At 42.9% G+C, this 18436-nt stretch carries 18 protein-coding genes and 1 riboswitch; of the genes, 2 read left to right on the top strand and 16 right to left on the bottom strand.

Annotation, left to right across the window (positions count from 1 at the left end; translation table 11 throughout):
- Together FC07_RS16220 and FC07_RS11115 are read right to left on the bottom strand one after the other, a co-directional pair.
- The coding region (locus FC07_RS16220) for an ECF transporter S component (RefSeq protein WP_235807502.1) at window positions 1-193 on the bottom strand (193 nt) is incomplete at its 3' end.
- A 117-nt stretch (window positions 194-310) separates the two neighbouring features.
- A riboswitch (FMN riboswitch) is annotated at window positions 311-432 on the bottom strand.
- A gap of 67 nt (window positions 433-499) precedes the next feature.
- Window positions 500-1396, bottom strand: coding sequence for an RluA family pseudouridine synthase (locus FC07_RS11115; protein WP_057905178.1), 897 nt, complete (start codon window positions 1394-1396; stop codon window positions 500-502).
- Between the two features lie 141 nt (window positions 1397-1537).
- Between FC07_RS11115 and FC07_RS11110 the strand changes: the two genes are divergently transcribed.
- Both FC07_RS11110 and FC07_RS11105 read left to right on the top strand, forming a co-directional pair.
- The gene (locus tag FC07_RS11110) at window positions 1538-1765 is read left to right on the top strand and encodes a hypothetical protein (RefSeq protein WP_057905177.1); all 228 of its coding nucleotides are present in this window, start codon (window positions 1538-1540) and stop codon (window positions 1763-1765) included.
- Window positions 1766-1829: 64 nt separating this feature from the next.
- Window positions 1830-2282 carry a universal stress protein gene (locus FC07_RS11105; RefSeq protein WP_057905176.1) on the top strand — a complete coding sequence of 151 codons (453 nt, stop codon included), beginning with the start codon at window positions 1830-1832 and terminating at the stop codon, window positions 2280-2282.
- Window positions 2283-3028: 746 nt separating this feature from the next.
- Here the strand turns inward: FC07_RS11105 and lepA are convergent.
- From lepA to rimP, 14 genes are all read right to left on the bottom strand, one after another.
- Window positions 3029-4867 (bottom strand): translation elongation factor 4, encoded by a 1839-nt coding sequence (gene lepA / locus FC07_RS11100; protein WP_057905175.1) that lies wholly within the window; start codon window positions 4865-4867, stop codon window positions 3029-3031.
- 109 nt (window positions 4868-4976) lie between these two features.
- The gene (dnaJ, locus tag FC07_RS11095) at window positions 4977-6131 is read right to left on the bottom strand and encodes a molecular chaperone DnaJ (RefSeq protein ID WP_057905174.1); all 1155 of its coding nucleotides are present in this window, start codon (window positions 6129-6131) and stop codon (window positions 4977-4979) included.
- Window positions 6132-6329: 198 nt separating this feature from the next.
- The gene (gene dnaK, locus FC07_RS11090) at window positions 6330-8189 is read right to left on the bottom strand and encodes a molecular chaperone DnaK (protein ID WP_057905173.1); all 1860 of its coding nucleotides are present in this window, start codon (window positions 8187-8189) and stop codon (window positions 6330-6332) included.
- A gap of 31 nt (window positions 8190-8220) precedes the next feature.
- Entirely contained in the window at window positions 8221-8847 is a 627-nt protein-coding gene (gene grpE / locus FC07_RS11085) for a nucleotide exchange factor GrpE (RefSeq protein ID WP_057905172.1), read from the bottom strand.
- A 23-nt stretch (window positions 8848-8870) separates the two neighbouring features.
- Window positions 8871-9911: a heat-inducible transcriptional repressor HrcA gene (hrcA, locus tag FC07_RS11080; RefSeq protein WP_057905171.1), complete on the bottom strand. Its 1041-nt coding sequence runs from the start codon at window positions 9909-9911 to the stop codon at window positions 8871-8873.
- A gap of 107 nt (window positions 9912-10018) precedes the next feature.
- Window positions 10019-11161, bottom strand: a complete 1143-nt coding sequence (gene hemW / locus FC07_RS11075) for a radical SAM family heme chaperone HemW (RefSeq protein ID WP_057905170.1) — start codon at window positions 11159-11161, stop codon at window positions 10019-10021.
- A complete protein-coding gene (ribF, locus tag FC07_RS11070) occupies window positions 11158-12114 on the bottom strand; it encodes a riboflavin biosynthesis protein RibF (protein ID WP_057905169.1) in 957 nt (318 codons plus the stop codon). Before ribF ends, hemW begins: the two co-directional genes overlap by 4 nt.
- A 27-nt stretch (window positions 12115-12141) precedes the next feature.
- A complete protein-coding gene (gene truB, locus FC07_RS11065; RefSeq protein WP_057905168.1) occupies window positions 12142-13059 on the bottom strand; it encodes a tRNA pseudouridine(55) synthase TruB in 918 nt (305 codons plus the stop codon).
- Between the two features lie 195 nt (window positions 13060-13254).
- Window positions 13255-13614 (bottom strand): 30S ribosome-binding factor RbfA, encoded by a 360-nt coding sequence (gene rbfA / locus FC07_RS11060; protein WP_057905167.1) that lies wholly within the window; start codon window positions 13612-13614, stop codon window positions 13255-13257.
- A gap of 25 nt (window positions 13615-13639) precedes the next feature.
- On the bottom strand, window positions 13640-16060 hold the full coding sequence (infB, locus tag FC07_RS11055) for a translation initiation factor IF-2 (RefSeq protein ID WP_057905166.1): 2421 nt from the start codon (window positions 16058-16060) through the stop codon (window positions 13640-13642).
- Between the two features lie 4 nt (window positions 16061-16064).
- A complete protein-coding gene (locus FC07_RS11050; protein ID WP_268888240.1) occupies window positions 16065-16382 on the bottom strand; it encodes a L7Ae/L30e/S12e/Gadd45 family ribosomal protein in 318 nt (105 codons plus the stop codon).
- Window positions 16379-16678, bottom strand: a complete 300-nt coding sequence (gene rnpM / locus FC07_RS11045; protein WP_057905165.1) for an RNase P modulator RnpM — start codon at window positions 16676-16678, stop codon at window positions 16379-16381. The genes FC07_RS11050 and rnpM overlap by 4 nt, the downstream gene beginning before the upstream one ends.
- A 15-nt stretch (window positions 16679-16693) precedes the next feature.
- Complete coding sequence (gene nusA / locus FC07_RS11040) at window positions 16694-17881, bottom strand: transcription termination factor NusA (RefSeq protein WP_057905164.1); 1188 nt, start codon at window positions 17879-17881, stop codon at window positions 16694-16696.
- A gap of 23 nt (window positions 17882-17904) precedes the next feature.
- Complete coding sequence (gene rimP, locus FC07_RS11035; protein WP_057905163.1) at window positions 17905-18378, bottom strand: ribosome maturation factor RimP; 474 nt, start codon at window positions 18376-18378, stop codon at window positions 17905-17907.
- Between the last annotated feature and the right edge of the window lie 58 nt (window positions 18379-18436).

Here is an 18436-nt window from a genome sequence, read left to right as displayed (position 1 = left end):
TAATAAATGACGTTGCAGCGCCTGCCGCAGGGCCATAAAGAAACATACTGATGAAAACAGGTAAGTCCCCAAAGTCAATTTGTAAAAATGAAACACCTGGTAAAATTGGGAACTGAAAGAAAATTAATAAATAAGATAAAGCCGCCATCATCGCAACAATGACTAACTTACGAACATCGGTTGTTTTACGCATAAGAACCATCCTCCAAAATAATAGCTAGTTTTTGACAACTGATTAATTTGGAAATAAAAATACCGCCATGCCAGAGAGAGACAGTAGCGGTATCCTATTTGTTCTACGCAAATAAGCCCCTATCTCCTTTCGTCTAGACTTTAACTATCGGTAGCGGAATTACACCGCTTCAACCACCCTATGTGGGTCATGGACTTTAACCACCGGTCGGGAATTTCACCCTGCCTCTGAAGACAATTAACTTTATTTTTATTTCTGAGTTTATTCTATCATGTTCTCTCGAAAACGCAACCATTTAGTCGTTATTTATAACTCGGAATCCAAACCACTTATTTTTGATGCTTGCCAAGCCTGTAGATCGGCTGGTACTGGCGCTGTGATATGAACTGGCTGTTGGTTAAACGGATCTGTAAATAACAAGTCGCTGGCATGCAAGCCTTGCCGTTTGAGGCCATTTAATACAGGGCCATGATACAGCTCATCCCCTACTAGTGGATGGCCTAAGCTGGTGAAATGCGCCCGAATTTGATGGGTTCGGCCGGTATGAAGCTGTACTTTAACCAAAGCGGCATTGGGCCATTGTTTTAACACCCAATATTCTGTCTGTGCTGACTTCCCACCTGTTTGAACGCTATAGCGATAACTTGCTGCTTCACGCGCCAGCGGCCGATCAATCATGCCATGTTGTGCTTCCAATTGCCCACTAACAACCGCTAAATAGTACTTGGTCAGTGCTAACGTATCAAAAAGATTCTGTCCTAATTGTTGTTTGGCAACGAGTACGATACCACTGGTAAAGCGATCCAGACGTGTTACTAAATGTGGCACTAAATCCTTAGCACCTTGTTGCTGCAAATAACCTTTCACCCGATTGACAACCGTATCGGTTCGATTAGCAGGCCCTGGAACGCTGGTCAGGCCTGCAGGCTTGTTCACCGCTAGCCAATACGCTGTTTCGGCTAAAATCTCAATTGGACCTTGGCTAACAGCAACTGCTGAGTCGGCCTTTTCATTTGGAAATTGAACGGTTACCTGTTGCCCCGAATGCAATGATTGTGGACCAGTCGTGATTTGCCGATCAATCCAAATTTTACCGCCTTGTTGCCGTAGCTTACGGAAATAGCGACTACCAACCCCGTGCTGTGCTAAAAAGTCCTTCACGAGTATCGTTGTTTGTCCTTGATACTGCCACGTAACCTCCATACTTTTCCCCACTTTCTATACCGCTTAATTATACCAAATTTTAACAATTGCAACTTTCTGAAAAATAGCAACAAACGACTTGCCGTCACACCTTAAAATTTGTTAAACTAACGCTATTCTAATTTTAAAGGTGGTATGTCTGTGCGTAACACGTTGTTTTCCCGCTACAGCCAATTTTACTGGTTCCGAATGGTAGCTGATTCTTTGCTATTCTTAATCATTTTACTAGGTAGCAACTTTGTCAACAACGGCTTAAGCCTAGTAACCGAAATCGGTGGTGCCTTCTTATTAGGGGCATTTTCTGCATTAGCTGCTCCAAATCAACGTTCAAAAGCCCCACAACCTAGCTCGTTAATCGAAAAATCATAACACATTTTCTTTTATTATTGCCGCTAATTTCGGTATACTAAGGTCATAAGGAAGGTGATGACTTATGTATCAAAATATTTTGGTGCCACTCGATGGCAGTCACAATGCAAAAGCCGCTTTACTTGAAGCCAGTCAACTTGCCCATCATTTCAAAAGTACGTTACATTTGGTCACCATTGTAAATGAACAGCGCTACGTCCCGTATGGTTACGGTATGGCTTATCCAGCTGATTTGTTTGCAGATTTGAATCATCGCGCTGAACAAATTTTAACCGAAGCACAAACCTTGTTACGCGAACACAAATCGACTGCCGTTACAACACAAGCAGTGGTGCGCGGCATTCCTAAAAAGATTATTGCTGAGGATTATGCCAAAGAACATCCCATTGATTTGATCGTTATGGGAAAATCAGGTGTGGATGCATTGTCCCGCGTTATCTTAGGATCCACAACTGCTTATGTGGTTCGGCATAGCCCAACCAATGTCCTTGTTATTTCTGACCCTGAAGACAATTAATCATTCAAAAAAGAACCTCACCACTGATTACCAAACAACGTTGATGGTAACCGGGATGAGGTTCTTTTTAACAAATGCTTAACGTTTAACCGGCCGATCAAGCCGAACACTACCAGAACATTGTGGGTGCATTCGGTTGTAACGTGCGATCAAAACAGATAAAAGAAAGATACCAATTAAGACGATCATAAACGTTCCTCCCTACTTTTTACTGGTTAGTTTCATTATACCCGGTTTAAGTGAAAGGTCAATCAAAACTGCTCACAAACTTCCAAAATATTAAACTAATTTAAGCTAATTTTTAGAATTTAAGATCTGCTTAATATGATTAAGAATAGTTAAATACCGTTTATAACACCCTATATTATACACAAACCTCAAGCCCATTTTGAATCACTCACATTAAATGTTTATCATTTCACAATATCTCGATGTAAGCGTTTTATCAAAGGCGCTTATTTTTTGTCGTTCTGTCTTCATTGACCGTATCTGAACTGCAACCGCCGATCATGACGTGTTTTCATGAAAGCCTTATATTCACTCAAATAGCGCTGTTTACGTACCATTCATTTAAAAAACCATTATTGTTCCTATACCAATTCATCATACACCGTCATATCACTGACTCATTATCACCTTGATGACCACTGTTACCCGTTCTCACAATCTGGTCAAAAAAAAGAGATCAAAGCCTATAACACTTTAATCCCTTTAATCATAATCGTGCGCGATGAATGCGCGCGATTTTATTTCTTATGGCTTTCTTCCTCATCATTGCTGAGCACGGCCATGAAAGCGGCTTGCGGAACCTCAACTGTACCAATTTGCTTCATTCGTTTCTTACCACGCTTTTGTTTCTCTAATAATTTACGCTTTCGTGAGACGTCACCACCGTAACACTTCGCTAAAACATTCTTACGTAGCGCTTTGATATTGGTGCGTGCAATGATTTTTGTTCCAATCGCGGCCTGAATCGGCACTTCAAATTGCTGCCGTGGAATAATCGTTTTCAATTTATCAACGATGATCCGCCCACGTTCCGTCGCAAATTCCCGATGGACGATCGTACTTAACGCATCAACTGATTCACCGTTCAGTAAAATATCCATTTTAACCAGGTCACTTTCGCGATAACCTTCTATGTCGTAATCCAACGATGCATAACCTTTGGTGGATGATTTTAGTTTATCAAAAAAGTCGAAAATAATTTCGGAAAGTGGTAAGTGATAAATGACATTCACACGATTATTGTCCAAATATTCCATGGTGTCGAATTCACCCCGTTTACGCTGGGATAATTCCATAACCGCACCGACAAAATCATTAGGGACCATAATTGAGGCCTTTACAAAAGGTTCTTCAATTGAACGAATTGAAGAAGGCTCTGGCATTTCAGACGGATTGGCCACCACTTTTTGGGTCCCATCCGTTAAATTAACATGATAGGTGACAGATGGCGCTGTTGTAATCAGATCCATGCCAAATTCACGTTCCAGCCGTTCTTGCACCACATCCATGTGCAAAAGCCCTAAAAAGCCACACCGGAAACCAAAACCTAACGCTTCAGAGGTTTCTGGATCAAAGGTTAACGCAGCATCATTCAATTGGAGTTTCTCCAATGATTCTCGTAAATCATTGTATTTTGAGGTATCAACTGGATAAAGCCCTGAATAAACCATAGGATTCATTTGTCGATAGCCTTGTAACGCTTTGTCTGCCGGATTGTTAGCCAAGGTTACAGTATCACCAACTTGTGTGTCCTGAATGGTCTTAATGCTGGCCGCAATATAACCAACATCCCCTACCATTAACTGCTCTCGTTGCACAGCATCCGGTGACATGACCCCCACTTCAGTGACTTCAAACGTTTTGCCATTTTGCATCAGTTCAATGGTATCCCCTGGTTTGACGGTACCATCAAACACGCGTACATTCAGCACAACGCCACGATAATTGTCATAAACAGAATCAAAAATCAAGGCTTTCAACGGTTGCTGCACATCCCCACTTGGTGCCGGAATATCCGTGACAACACGTTCTAAAATTTCTTCGATCCCAATGCCCTGCTTGGCACTCGCCAAAACAGCTTCAGAAGCATCAATGCCAATATCATCTTCAATCTCGCTTTTCACACGTTCTGGATCAGCGGAAGGCAAATCAATCTTGTTAATGACAGGAATAATCTCCAAATCATTATCGATTGCTAAATAAACGTTTGCCAGAGTTTGTGCCTCAACCCCTTGTGCCGCATCAACTACTAAAACAGCCCCTTCACAGGCCGCTAAACTACGGGACACTTCATATGAAAAATCCACGTGACCCGGGGTATCAATTAAATGAAAAATGTAGTCTTGCCCATCTTTAGCGTGATATTCCAATTCAACCGCATTCAATTTAATGGTGATACCACGTTCACGTTCCAGGTCCATGGTATCCAAAATTTGATCTTCCATATCACGTTTTGCAACGGTATGGGTCAACTCTAAAATACGATCTGCTAATGTTGACTTTCCATGATCAATATGCGCAACAATTGAGAAGTTACGAATGTTTTTTTGCCGTTCATGCATTTGTTCTACGTCCATCCTGTCAACCTACTTTCTGGCGTTAATTATACCAAGTTGGGCGTGCCGACGCAATTTACGTCTTCACCAAAAAGAGCCGTGACGCCTGTCACGACTCTTATCAAATCCATTAACGTTTCTTCTTTTTACCCTCTTTACCAAAGAGTTTATCGAATAAACTGCCTTCTGTGGCATTTACGCTGTCACCACTGGCAACTGCATAAGCCTTTAAAGCCTCTTTCTGTTCACCTGACAAGTGCTTTGGTGTGACCACTTTAACGGTAACATGTTCGTCACCACGGCCATTGCCACGCAAACGTGGTGCCCCTTGACCGCGTAAACGGAAGGTGGTGTTCGTTTGTGTACCAGCAGGGACTTTTAATTTCACCTTACCAGAAACGGTTTCAACCATTAACTCATCACCTAATGCGGCCTGAACAAAACTGATTGGCACTTCAATGTAAATCTCGGCGCCATCACGTTGAAACTTATCACTTGGTGCAACCCGGAAGATGATAAATAAATCACCATAAGGACCACCATTGGTCCCAGCTTCACCCTGGTTAGACAAGCGCATTTGTTGGCCGTCTTCTACACCGGCTGGCACTTTGACCTTGACACTATGCCGTTCTTCCTGATGACCACTACCATGACAAGTTGTACATTTTTCTTTAATTTCTTTCCCAGTTCCCCGACAAACATCACAAACCTCACGACTTTGCATGCGACCTAATGGTGTTTGACGTACCACTTGAATATAACCTGAACCATGACATTTATGACAGGTTTCAGGTGAGGTACCTGGCTTTGCACCGGTCCCATTACACGTATGACACGTTGCTTCACGGGTATAAGAAATCGTGGTTTCTTTACCAGAAATGGCTTCTTCAAATTTCAAATCCATTTGATATTGTAAATCAGAGCCTTGTCGTGGCGCTGACGGATTTGACCGCTGTTGACCACCGCCACCAAAGAACTGGCTGAAAATGTCATCAAAGCCGCCAAAGCCTTGACCCCCTTCAAAACCACCAAAACCCTGACCGCCGGCACCGCCAAAACCACCTTGTGGGCCTGCAGAACCATACTGATCGTACTGTGCTCGCTTATCGGAATCACCTAAAACTTCATAAGCTTCAGAAATTTCTTTAAACTTCGCTTCAGCATCTGGTGCTTTATTTAAATCGGGATGATACTTTTTGGATAGCTTCCGATAAGCATGTTTAATGTCATCTTGTGAAGCATCCCGGGAAACGCCTAAGACGTCATAATAATCTTTTTCCGCCATGCGTTTGCCAAACCTCCTCAGTTGATAATGAATTGTTTTGCTTCGCAAAACTTAATTGTTGAATCAATATTTATCGGTCATTACCGCTCAGTTGTATGCATAACCACCGATACGCTTCTTTCAAAGACGTTTTTCAGTATAGCATGATTTAAATAAAAAGCCAAAAGCCGACATGGCCTTGGCTTTTTATTGTGATTGCTATTTCTTGTCAGGATCGACTTCTTCGAAATCACCATCAACTGTGTTATCGTCACCAGACTTATTATCTGAAGCGTCGTCTGAACCTTTGTCGCCTTCAGCAGCTTGCTTCGCTTGTTGCTCTTTAGCAGCTTGTTCATACATCTTAACAGATAAATCTTGTACGATTTTGTTTAAATCATCGCGTTTAGTCTTCATTGCTTCAAGGTCATTATCTTTTTGAGCCTTTTGCAATTCAGCCTTAGCATCTTCAGCCTTCTTGATTTCGTCGTCAGAAACTTTACCCTTCAATTCCTTCAAAGTCTTATCAGTGGTAAAGAGTAACTGATCAACATCATTCCGTAAGTCTGCTTCTTCCTTCTTTTGCTTATCGGTTTCAGCATTCTCTTCGGCTTCTTTTTGCATCCGTTCGATTTCATCATCAGACAAGCCCGAAGAACTCTTAATGGTGATCTTCTGTTCTTTTTGAGTCCCCATATCTTTAGCAGATACGTTTACGATACCGTTCTTATCAATATCGAATTTAACTTCGATTTGAGGAACGCCACGAGGAGCCGGTGGAATCTCCGTTAATTGGAAGCGCCCAAGGGTCTTGTTATCAGCAGCCATTGGCCGTTCACCTTGCAAGACATGAATATCAACGGCTGGTTGGTTATCAGCAGCTGTTGAGAAGACTTGTGACTTGCTGGTAGGAATCGTTGTATTCCGATCGATCAACTTAGTGAAGACACCGCCCATGGTTTCAATCCCCAATGATAATGGCGTTACATCAAGTAACACAACGTCCTTCACATCACCAGTGATGACACCACCTTGAACAGCGGCACCTAAGGCAACTGCTTCGTCAGGGTTGATTGAACGATCAGGTTCTTTGCCTGTCCATTGTTTAACAGCTTCTTGAACGGCTGGAATCCGTGTTGAACCACCGTTTAAGATGACTTTATCAATTTCATCAAGTGACAATTTTGCATCGCGTAAAGCATTATCAAAAGGTACTTTTGAACGTGCCACTAAATCAGCTGTCATTTCATCAAATTTAGCACGGGTCAATGTCTTTTCCAAATGTAATGGACCTGCATCGCCGGCTGAAATAAATGGTAAGCTGATCTGTGCTTCACTGACACCAGATAAGTCTTTCTTGGCTTTTTCAGCAGCATCTTTTAGCCGTTGTAATGCCATTTTATCTTGGCTTAAGTCAATGCCGTTTTCGTCTTTAAACCCAGCAACTAACCAATCAATGATTTTTTGATCAAAGTCGTCACCACCAAGTTTTGTATCACCATTCGTTGACAAGACTTCGAAAACACCGTCGCCTAATTCAAGAACGGAAACGTCAAATGTCCCACCACCAAGGTCATAAACTAAGATTTTTTCATCTTTGTCAGCCTTGTCTAAACCATAAGCTAAAGCAGAGGCCGTTGGTTCGTTGATAATCCGTTGAACGTTTAAGCCAGCAATTTTACCAGCGTCTTTTGTTGCTTGACGTTGACTATCATTAAAGTAAGCTGGTACGGTAATAACCGCATCTTTAACTTCTTCACCTAAATAGTCTTCAGAGAATTTCTTGATGTATTGTAAAATCATCGCAGAAATTTCTTGTGGGGTATAATCCTTACCCTCAACACTGACTTTGTAACCTGCTTCACCCATATGGCGCTTAATTGAAGCAATGGTATTTGGGTTCGTGATTGCTTGCCGTTTGGCAACTTCACCAACCTGTGTTTCACCATTTTTGAAAGAAACAACAGATGGTGTTGTCCGATTTCCTTCTGGGTTTGTAATAATTTTTGGTTCATTACCTTCAAGAACAGCCACAGCAGAGTTGGTTGTCCCTAAGTCAATCCCAATAACTTTAGCCATGAATTCTAACCTCTTTTATTTTAATTTTAAACTACTGCGCGACAACGACCATTGCTGGTCGTAAGACGCGATCTTTTAGGCAATAGCCTTTTTGGAGCACCTTAACGATGGTCTCAGGCTTTTGATCACCCTCCACTGCAACTGTTTGAACAGCTTGGTGAATGGTCGGATCAAAAGTGGCATCCTGCGCATCAATTTCGGTGACTTGATGATCTTTCAAAGTGCGTTCCAAATGATCATAAACCATTTGGATACCTTTCTTCAATTGTTCACCGTTTTGATCCGAAACATCAATCGCTAAGGCCCGTTCCAAATTATCAATGACGGGTAAAATATCTTTCGCCAAATCCTGACCTTCGTATTTCAATAATTGCACCCGTTCCTTTTTAAAACGCGTGTTCATATTTTGAATTTCAGCTTCAGCGCGAAGATATTTATCTTCAAAATCGTCAGATTTTTGCGTTGCGGCTGCCAAATCAGCTTTTAATTGGTCGGTTTCTGATGCCGTCTCTGGTGTTGCCTGTTGCTGCGCGTCAGCAGTTGGGGCATCAGTAGCCGCTGCTTGGGCTGAATCTGGTGTTGCATCTTTTGTTTGCGCATCTAAATCCTTCTCTGAAGGAAATTCAGTCGCTTGTTTATCTGTGTTGTCGTTTGCCAAAAGTGGGTCACCTCCAATGAATATTAGTCACCATGGTGTCGGTAATAGTCGGTGATCTTCTTCGCAAGTTCCGCTCGAAAAACATCTAATAAACCGATCATTCGTGAATATGGCATGCTCGTTGGCCCTAATAGCGCGATCATCCCACGACCATGTTCGCTGACGTTATAAGTCGCCGTAATCACACTAAAATTTTTCAACAGATCATTTGTCATCTCATCACCTAACCGAACCTCAATGGGTTGATCAGCTGGGGCACCAATGATCTGTCCTAGATCCTGATTTTGATCAATCAATGAATACAACGCTTTAAGTTGATCCACATCCTTTAACGTACTGGTATTGATCAAATTCATTTTGCCGCCAACGTAATAACGCTCCTGGGCGGCCTTCTTGAGAACCCCACCAAAGATGTCTAAAAAGCCCTCTGGTGTGATCATGTACTTGGTCAGCAATTGCGGGATCTCATGATGTAGTTTGTTGACCACTTCCATCAGCGGCAACCCGACAAGTTGATCATTAATGATCCGGATAATTTTTTCCAAACTATCACCATCGATGCCACTAGGAATTGAAAAAATATGATTTTCAACGGTGCCATTATCAGTGACCAAAATCGCCATGACTTGATCATCATTTAAAGGCACCAGCCGAAAACCAGTTAACTTTAAGTCTTTCAGCTCAGGTCCTAATGAAATCGCCGTATAGTTCGTTAAACTGGATAAAATCTTCGCGGACTGCGCTACGATCTGGTCAATTTCATGATAACTTTGATCAAATGACGTCTCGATCACAGCAAGGTCGTTGGCATCAATACTACTAGGCTCAACTAAATGGTCGAGATAATACCGATAACCACGTAACGACGGAATACGGCCCGAAGAAAGATGTGTCTTTTCCAAAAGGCCTTGATCTTCTAAATGAACCATCTCATTGCGGATCGTGGCGGAACTGATATGAATCGGTAATTGCTCTAATAACTTTTTAGAACCCACCGGCTGACCAGTTTCTGTATATAAGCGCACGATCTCTTTTAAAATGAGTAACTGTCGCTTGGTTAGCAATCGCACCACCTCTTTTTAGCACTTAACAGTTTCGAGTGCTAACACAACTATTAATATACCAAGGTCCCTGGATAAAGTCAAGAAACGTCAAACATTTTTTAAACCTTTTACAGATCTTCATCAATTAAAAACGCTTCAAAGACATCATTGCCTAAAAAAAGGCCCTTTTTGGTGAGTGTTAGGCGTTCACCAACCTGTTCCATTAACCCAGCCTGAATCAATTCAGGAATCGTTTGACCGTAAACATCAGTGAGGTGCACATGAAACTTTTGATAAAAATGTGCCGGTGAAATACCTTCTCGTTTACGCAAGCCTAAAAAGAGCTCCTCTTCAATTTGTTCACTTAATGACAACACGCGCCGCTGAAAAACTGGCAATCGCCCAGCCCGTAATGGCGCCAAGTACTGCTGAAGCGGGCCATTATTTTGATACCGCTGGCGCCCTAAATAACCATGTGCACCTGCACCAAAGCCATAATAATGTTCATTACGCCAATACAATAGATTGTGTTGGGATTGAAAACCAGGTTTCGCAAAATTACTAATTTCATACTGCTGACGGCCTGCTTGTTGCAAGCGGTCGATTGCCAAATCATACATATCCGCCTCAACATCTTGTGACGGCAAAAAAAGGCGACCTTGTCGCATTTGATTATAAAAAATTGTTTTCTTTTCTAAAATCAATGAATACGTAGCGTAATGAGGCAGCTCTAAAGCTAACGCTTCATCCAGACTGCGTTTGAAATTGGCAAGATCCTGTCCGGGTAGGCGAAAAATCAAATCAATACTGACGTTATCAAAGCCTGCTTGCGCAACATTTGCCAAAGCTTGATGAACGTCAGCACGGGTATGCGTCCGACCGATTTTTTTTAAGATCTCATCGTCAAAAGACTGAACGCCAATACTTAACCGATTAACACCATAGTTTTTTAAAACTTGTAGTTTATCCATGGTCAAAAAATCGTTCGGATTAGCTTCAACGGTAAATTCACCTTGATCAAACGGTAGCGTGTCTCTAACTGACTGCAAAAGTGTATCAAGCTGCGCAGTCGACAGTGCGGTAGGCGTCCCGCCACCAATATATAAGGTATCCAAGTGATCAACTGGATCAGCCTGCAGCCGCTGTTGCATTTCTTGTCGCAAATAATGCAAATATTCATCCACTGGCTGGCCTTCAATGAACACTTTATTAAAATCGCAATAATAACAAATATGTGAACAAAACGGAATGTGCAAATAAGCGCCGATCATAAGGTCACTTTCCCGGCATGTGTTTCAAAATAATCGCGTGTTGCTTGTTCATCCTGACGGAGCTGTTTAATCAAACTGTCGGCACCATCAAACGCAACTTCACCACGCAGCCGGCTAAACCATGCCACACGAACGTGTTCACCGTAAACCATTTGCTTGAAATCCAAAATATAAATTTCAATTGTCAATCCTCGGTCAGCTCCAAAAGTCACATTATGCCCTACGGAAGCCATGGCTTCATACCACTGTCCATTGACCAAGATCTTAACCGCATAAACACCGATACCTGGAATCCGCTTTTTAACCGGTGCTTCAACGTTTACCGTTGGAAAACCCAAGGTGCGGCCACGCGCTTCACCATGGACCACAACCCCACTGAGTCGATAAGGGTAGCCCAATAAGGCGTTGGCAACTGCCACATTACCAGCATCAATTTCTTTGCGGATTCGAGTGGAACTGATTTTATCGACTTGATAAGTCAATTTTGCAACTTGAATGACGTCAAAGCGCCCTGCTGCATCTTCTTTTAGCTCCACCATAGTGGCCCGGTTCGCACCGAATGTATAATCAAAACCAGCAATGATCGCCTGTGCATGCAGGCCTACGATATACTGATCAATAAAGGCGTCTGGCGCTAGCGCTGCCAAAGCGGATGTGAATTCGACCAAATAAAGTCGATCGACGCCTAATTCCGTTAACAGTTCTTCTTTTTCTTGAATCGTCGTCAAGTAACTTTCATCTAAAGGTGACAATTGCTTAAATACTAAGCTTGGATGATGATTAAACGTCATCACAGCTAACGGTAAATGGCGTTTTTCTGCCTCACGCTTTGCCGTCAAAATAACTTGTTGATGTCCTTTATGTACACCGTCAAAAAATCCCAGTGCTAAGACAATATCACCAGCTGGAATTATTTCAGGCTGATATGGGTGATGTAAATGGATAACCTCCATAATGTACGCAGCTCCTTCAAACTAACATTAGCTTTCTGTTGAAATCATTTTTTGAGGTTGCCAATAGGCAGCCGTTTTACCAGGGCGATAAATCGCCTTTACTTGTTGCTGATAGCGTAAGGTAATCAGCGGTTCATCAGTGGCAACAGCCACTTCATGTGCATCTAAAAAGCCACCATTTTGAACCCGCTCCCATTGTTCTGGTAATAAATCGATTGCCGGTAAATGGCGCAAAGCAAAATCCAGCGGTTTTAACAGTGCTGGCGCCTGTTCAGCTTCAACAGCCGCTGCAACTTGTTCAAGGGTCACCGTATCGGCTAGTGTAAAGCCCCCGCTCCTTACGCGTGTCAACGCTGACATCACGGCCGGATAACCCAATGCTTCGCCTAAATTAACCGCAAGCGTTCGGACATATGTGCCTTTGGAACAGGTAACATCAAATTCAAACCGTTGTGTATGCGTTGCCGCATCATAAACTGGCGTCGTTGTCCGTTGAAATTTAAAAATGGTTACTTGCCGCTTAGGGCGTTCAACGGAATCACCAGCCCGCGCGTAATCATACAACCGCCGCCCTTTGACTTTAACCGCCGAAAAAAGTGGTGGAATCTGTGTGATTTCGCCGACAAATTGTGTCATCGCCTGATCGATTGCAGCCGGATCAATTGGTGTCAAGACTGGCTTTTCTGCAACGATCTCACCATCGAGATCTTCCGTTGTCGTCGCTTGACCCAACAACACTTCACCATGGTATGTTTTACCACTGGCCACTAAATAGTCAACCACTTTGGTGGCACGTCCAACACAAATCGGCAATACACCGTCTACGTTAGGATCCAGTGTGCCGCCATGGCCAATTTTTCGTGTTCTAAATAGCTTTCGTAACTTGGCATCACAATCATGACTTGTCATACCTTTCGGCTTATATAATGGTAAAATACCGTCCATTTAGGTTCCTCCGCTCGCATGATCTTTCAAACTGTTATATTATAGCAAATATTTTTTAAACTGGGTACTGTTCAGCCGTGGAATCGCTTGCCACCACGCGATTTAAACAATAAAAATAGGCCTAAGCCCACTCTCATTTTTAACGAATGGTTCACAAGCCGCACTTGTGACGCTTAGCCCTATTTAGTTGCTGACCTACCGATCAGCTTCATCTCGATGTAATTTTTGGATCAAAGCATCAATATGGTTCCCGTATTGAACGGATTCATCACGTTCAAAGGTGAGTTCAGGAATCTTAAATAGCCGTAACCGTTGGCCAAGCTCCTTGCGAATGAGCCCAGTTGCTTTGGCCAAACCTTGTTCCGTTTTTTCACCATCGCGCGCGTAATCCGACAAAATACTATAAAAAATCGTAGCTTGTTGTAAATCACCGGTGACACGTACATCGGTGATTGTAACATCAGCGACGCGGGGATCACGAACACGTTTTAATAAAATGTCATTGATCTCACGTTGTAACTCTTGGGCAACACGCCCTGTTCGATACTGTGCCATGTGAATGACCTCCTTTGTATCAACTTTACTTCACTGGAACTTCTTCCATGGTGAAGACTTCGATGTTGTCACCTTCGTGAACATCATTATAATTTTCGATCATTAAGCCGCCTTCAAAGCCTTGGCGAACTGTCTTCACATCATCTTTCAAATGCTTCAGACTGGCAATTTTACCTTCATACTTCACGATACCGTCACGAATTAAACGGACACCAGAATCACGTTCAACTAACCCACTTGTGACATAGAACCCGGCAATTGTGCCGACTTTAGACACTTTGTAAGTTTGACGAACATCTAATTGACCGATAACCTTTTCACGGAATGTTGGTTCCAACATCCCCTTCATGGCTGTTTCAACTTCATCAATGGCTTGATAAATCACATTATGCAAGCGAATATCAACATCTTCTGTTTCAGCCTGTTCCTTCGCCCGTGGTGTTGGTCGAACGTTAAAGCCGATAATAACCGCATTACTTGCAGCAGCTAAGGTGACATCACTTTCGTTAATCGCACCAACCGCTTCATGAATAATGTTGACCCGAACACCTTCAACGTCAATTTTTTGCAAACTGTTGGCTAATGCTTCGACTGAACCTTGAACGTCAGCCTTGATGATCACGTCAACTTCTTTCAGTTGACCTTCTTTCATCGTTTCAAACAAATTATCTAACGTTACCCGTTTCGTATGACTACGTTGCTCTAATAATGCACGCTTAGCACGTTCTTCACCGGCAGCCCGTGCTGTTTTTTCATCTGCGAAAACAATGAACTTATCTGCAGATTCTGGCACATCACTTAATCCAGTAATTTCAACTGGTGTTGATGGCGTTGCTTCTTTGGTGCGACGACCTTGGTCATTTGCCATCACACGAACACGGCCAAAGGTATTCCCAACTACGATTGGGTCGCCCACATGCAAAGTACCTTGTTGAACCAGCAAGGAAGCAACGGCCCCTTTGCCTTTGTCCAACCGAGCTTCAATAACAGTACCAGCAGCCCGTTGTTTAGGATTGGCCTTTAATTCAAGCATATCAGCTTCGAGTAAGATCATTTCTAACAATTCATCTAAGTTTTTACCGAACTTCGCTGAAATTGGAACAAAGATCGTGTCGCCACCCCAATCTTCAGGAATCAAACCATATTCGGTTAATTGTTCCATGACATGGTTAGGATTGGCATTTGGCTTATCAACCTTGTTCACAGCCACAATAATCGGTGCATGAGCGGCCTTGGCATGGTTGATGGCTTCGATTGTCTGTGGCATGACACCGTCGTCTGCTGCAACGACTAAGACAATAATATCTGTAATGTCAGCCCCACGTGCCCGCATGTCCGTAAAGGCTGCGTGCCCTGGTGTATCTAAGAATGTGATCAAACGACCGTCGACCTTCACTTGATAAGCACCGATTGCCTGTGTGATCCCGCCAGCTTCACCTTCAGTCACATTGGTATGCCGTAACTTATCCAATAAAGTGGTTTTCCCATGATCGACGTGCCCCATAATGGTGACAACAGGTGGCCGATTTTCAGAGAATTCCGTGTTGGCTTGTTCTTCTTCAAAGAACTTGTCTAAATCAGAAATATCAACCTGAACTTTTTCTTCAGCCTTAATGCCATAATCAGCTGCTAAAACTTCAATGGTATCTTTGTCTAAAGATTGGTTTTGGTTCACCATGGTCCCCATCATGAATAACTTTTTAATAATTTCAGTTGGTTCACGATGGATCAACTTTGCAATATCCTGTACATTCATGCCCTCAGTAAATTGCAAAACCTCTGGTAAAGCCCGATCCTTACGTTGGGTAGCAGGCTTCACACTGTGGTTCGTTTGACGTTTCATACGCCGATTCTTTTTCTTGTTAAAGCGCCCGCCATTATTGCCACCAAAACGGTTGTTGCCACCACGATTATTGTTACCAAAACGATTGTTGGTACTCCGGTTATTGTTGCTGTTTCGGTTAGCGCCATTGCCAGCAGAACGAACAGGGGTCCCTGATGTCACTGCATTTTGACGATTTGCGGCATTAACAGGTGCCCGATCAGCATTGCGGCCAACTGTGTTGTCCACTCGTTTTGTCCCTGATGGTCGTTTTGGTGAATGACCGCTATTTTGCCCATTGCGTTGATTTCGATTATTAAACGGACGATGTTGGTTGCCGTTATTGTTATCCCGATGTTGATCATGATGCTGATCGCGATTAGGGGTTGTGTGTGTTGGTTTTGTTTGTGGTTTAGAATGATGTTGTTGTGCTACTGGCCGAGCTGGTGCTGCCTTTGGTGTTGCTTTCGGTTGGTAAGCATTGCGCAATTTCTTTTCCTCATCCTCAGTAATTGTTGACATATGATTTTTAACGGGAATATCATCGTTCTTTGCCCGTGCTAATAAGTCTTTAGATGCCACATTTAATTCTTTTGCTAATTCGTAGATACGTTTTTTACCCATATCATCACGCTCCTTGCGTATTCAGTAACGCAATCAATCGTTTGGCAAAACCGACATCGGTCACCCCCAGAATGGTACGCGGCCGGCCGAGTGCCTGATCAATTGCTTCTTTTGAGAAGGCTTCAATGATTGGGGTTTGATAGCTTGCACTTTTCGACGTTAGCATGCGACGCGTGCCATCACTTGCATCAGCTGCAACAATGACCAGGTGCAACTTGTGTTGTCGTAAAGCGGCTAAAACCAAACCTTCTCCCATTATCAACTTTCCTGCTTTTAAACTAAGCCCGATCAAATTCAGGGCACGTTGTGTTTGATCAATCATTTCGTCTTGCCAAACAATTCTTTTCTGGCTTTTTGATGCTTCACATAAGCGAATAATTCATCGTAGAAATCGGCGCTAACCGTTGCATTTAAAGCTTGATCCAATAAATGCTTTTTAGCGGCTTCTTCAATTGCTGTGGGTTCTAAAGGCACATAAGCACCACGACCGGATTTTTTACCCGTCTCATCAATACTGATGTCGCCTTCTTTATTGCGCACAATGCGAACTAATTCTTTTTTAGGCCGCATTTCATTACTCACAATATCCTTCCGCATCGGAATTTTTCTTGGTTTCATTTTATTTCGCCTCCATTAGTCCGCTTGTTCATCGGTCCCATCAGACGTTGCTTGATCTGTTGTAGGCACTTCAGCAGTTTCAGCTGTTGGTGCCGCTTCAGATGCTTCAGGGGCTGCTGTAGTGTCATCCGCTGTTGCCGTTGCAGCGGGGGCCTGTACAGCCGCTTCTTCAGCTTCACTTTCAGATTTAATATCAATCTTAAAGCCCGTTAACTTTGCAGCTAAACGTGCATTTTGGCCGCGTTTGCCAATGGCCAGTGACAATTGATAATCCGGTACGATCACAGTTGCCGCTTTATCGTTTTCATCATCAAACCAAACATCCACCACTTGAGCCGGGTTCAACGCATTGGCAATGTAAACAGCGGGATCATCGACCCATTCGATAATATCCATGTTTTCACCTGCTAATTCGTTAACAACCGCCTGCACCCGTTGACCACGTGGCCCGACACAGGTCCCAACAGGATCGACGTTGGCATCAGTACTACGAACGGCCATTTTAGTCCGATCACCAGCTTCACGAGAAATCGATACAATTTCAACTGTCCCATCAAAAATTTCAGGTACTTCTTGCTCAAATAACCGCTTGACCAAATCAGGGTGGGTCCGACTCACGTGTACTTGCGGTCCTTTCGGTGTATTTTCGACTTTTGTCACAAATACTTTAATGCGATCATGTGGTTCGTAATGTTCATTGGGCATTTGATCGTTGCGTGATAAAATCGCCTCGATCTTCCCTAAATTAACATAAATGTACCGACTATCCCGGCGTTCAACGACCCCTTGCATGATCTCATTTTCATATTTAATGTACTGATCATAAATAATGTTACGTTCTGCTTCACGAACCCGTTGTAAAATGACTTGCTTGGCGGTTTGTGCCGCAATACGGCCAAAGTCTTTTGGTGTGACTTCAAACCGGATCTCATCACCGATCTCATAAGCCTCGTTAATGGTCAACGCTTCTTTTAAAGCAACTTCCAAGCGTGAATCAAAGACTTCTTCTGTGACTTCTTTAACGGCATAAATATGGATGTTGCCTGTTTTTTCATCGAAATCGACTTCAACGTTTTGCGCTTGACCATAGTTCCGCTTGTATGCAGAAACTAAGGCTGCTTCCATTGCTTCAACAACAACTTCCTTTTTAACGCCTTTTTCTTTTTCCAATGCATCTAACGCACTGAGCATTTCTTTATTCATGGATTTTAAAATTTCCTTTCCAGCTAAAATTCAATCGCAAGTCTGGCCTGAGCAATTGTTTGACGTTCAAACGTTAGCTCTTTACGGCGCGTTTTAATTTTAATTTGTAATGTTAATGTTTCCGGCGTCACGGCCAATAAGGTACCTTCATAAATTTTTGCGCCAGCAACCGGTCGGTATAAGGAAATATGAATATACTCACCAATAGCATGCTGATAGTCGGCCTCTTTTTTAAGCGGCCGTTCGGCGCCAGGTGAGGAGACCTCTAAGAAATAGGCTTGAGGAATCGGATCGGGATCTAACGTATCTAACTTTTCGCTTAATAGATCACTGACCTGGGCACATTCTTCAACGTTAATGCCCCCTGGCTTATCAATATAAACTCTTAGATACCAATCTTTCCCTTCTTTAACAAACTCAACCTCCACGAGTTCAAAATGTAATGCCGTTACAATAGGCTCGGCTACATTTTGAATTGTCTCAACGACTGAACTCACGCTGACGCCTCCTTTAAATAGCTCCTCTGAAACGAGTCCGGGATTTTAACCAATAAAA

The organism is Loigolactobacillus bifermentans DSM 20003, assembly GCF_001434575.1.
GTDB lineage: Bacteria > Bacillota > Bacilli > Lactobacillales > Lactobacillaceae > Loigolactobacillus > Loigolactobacillus bifermentans.
This window is presented reverse-complemented; position numbering and strand designations above follow the sequence as displayed.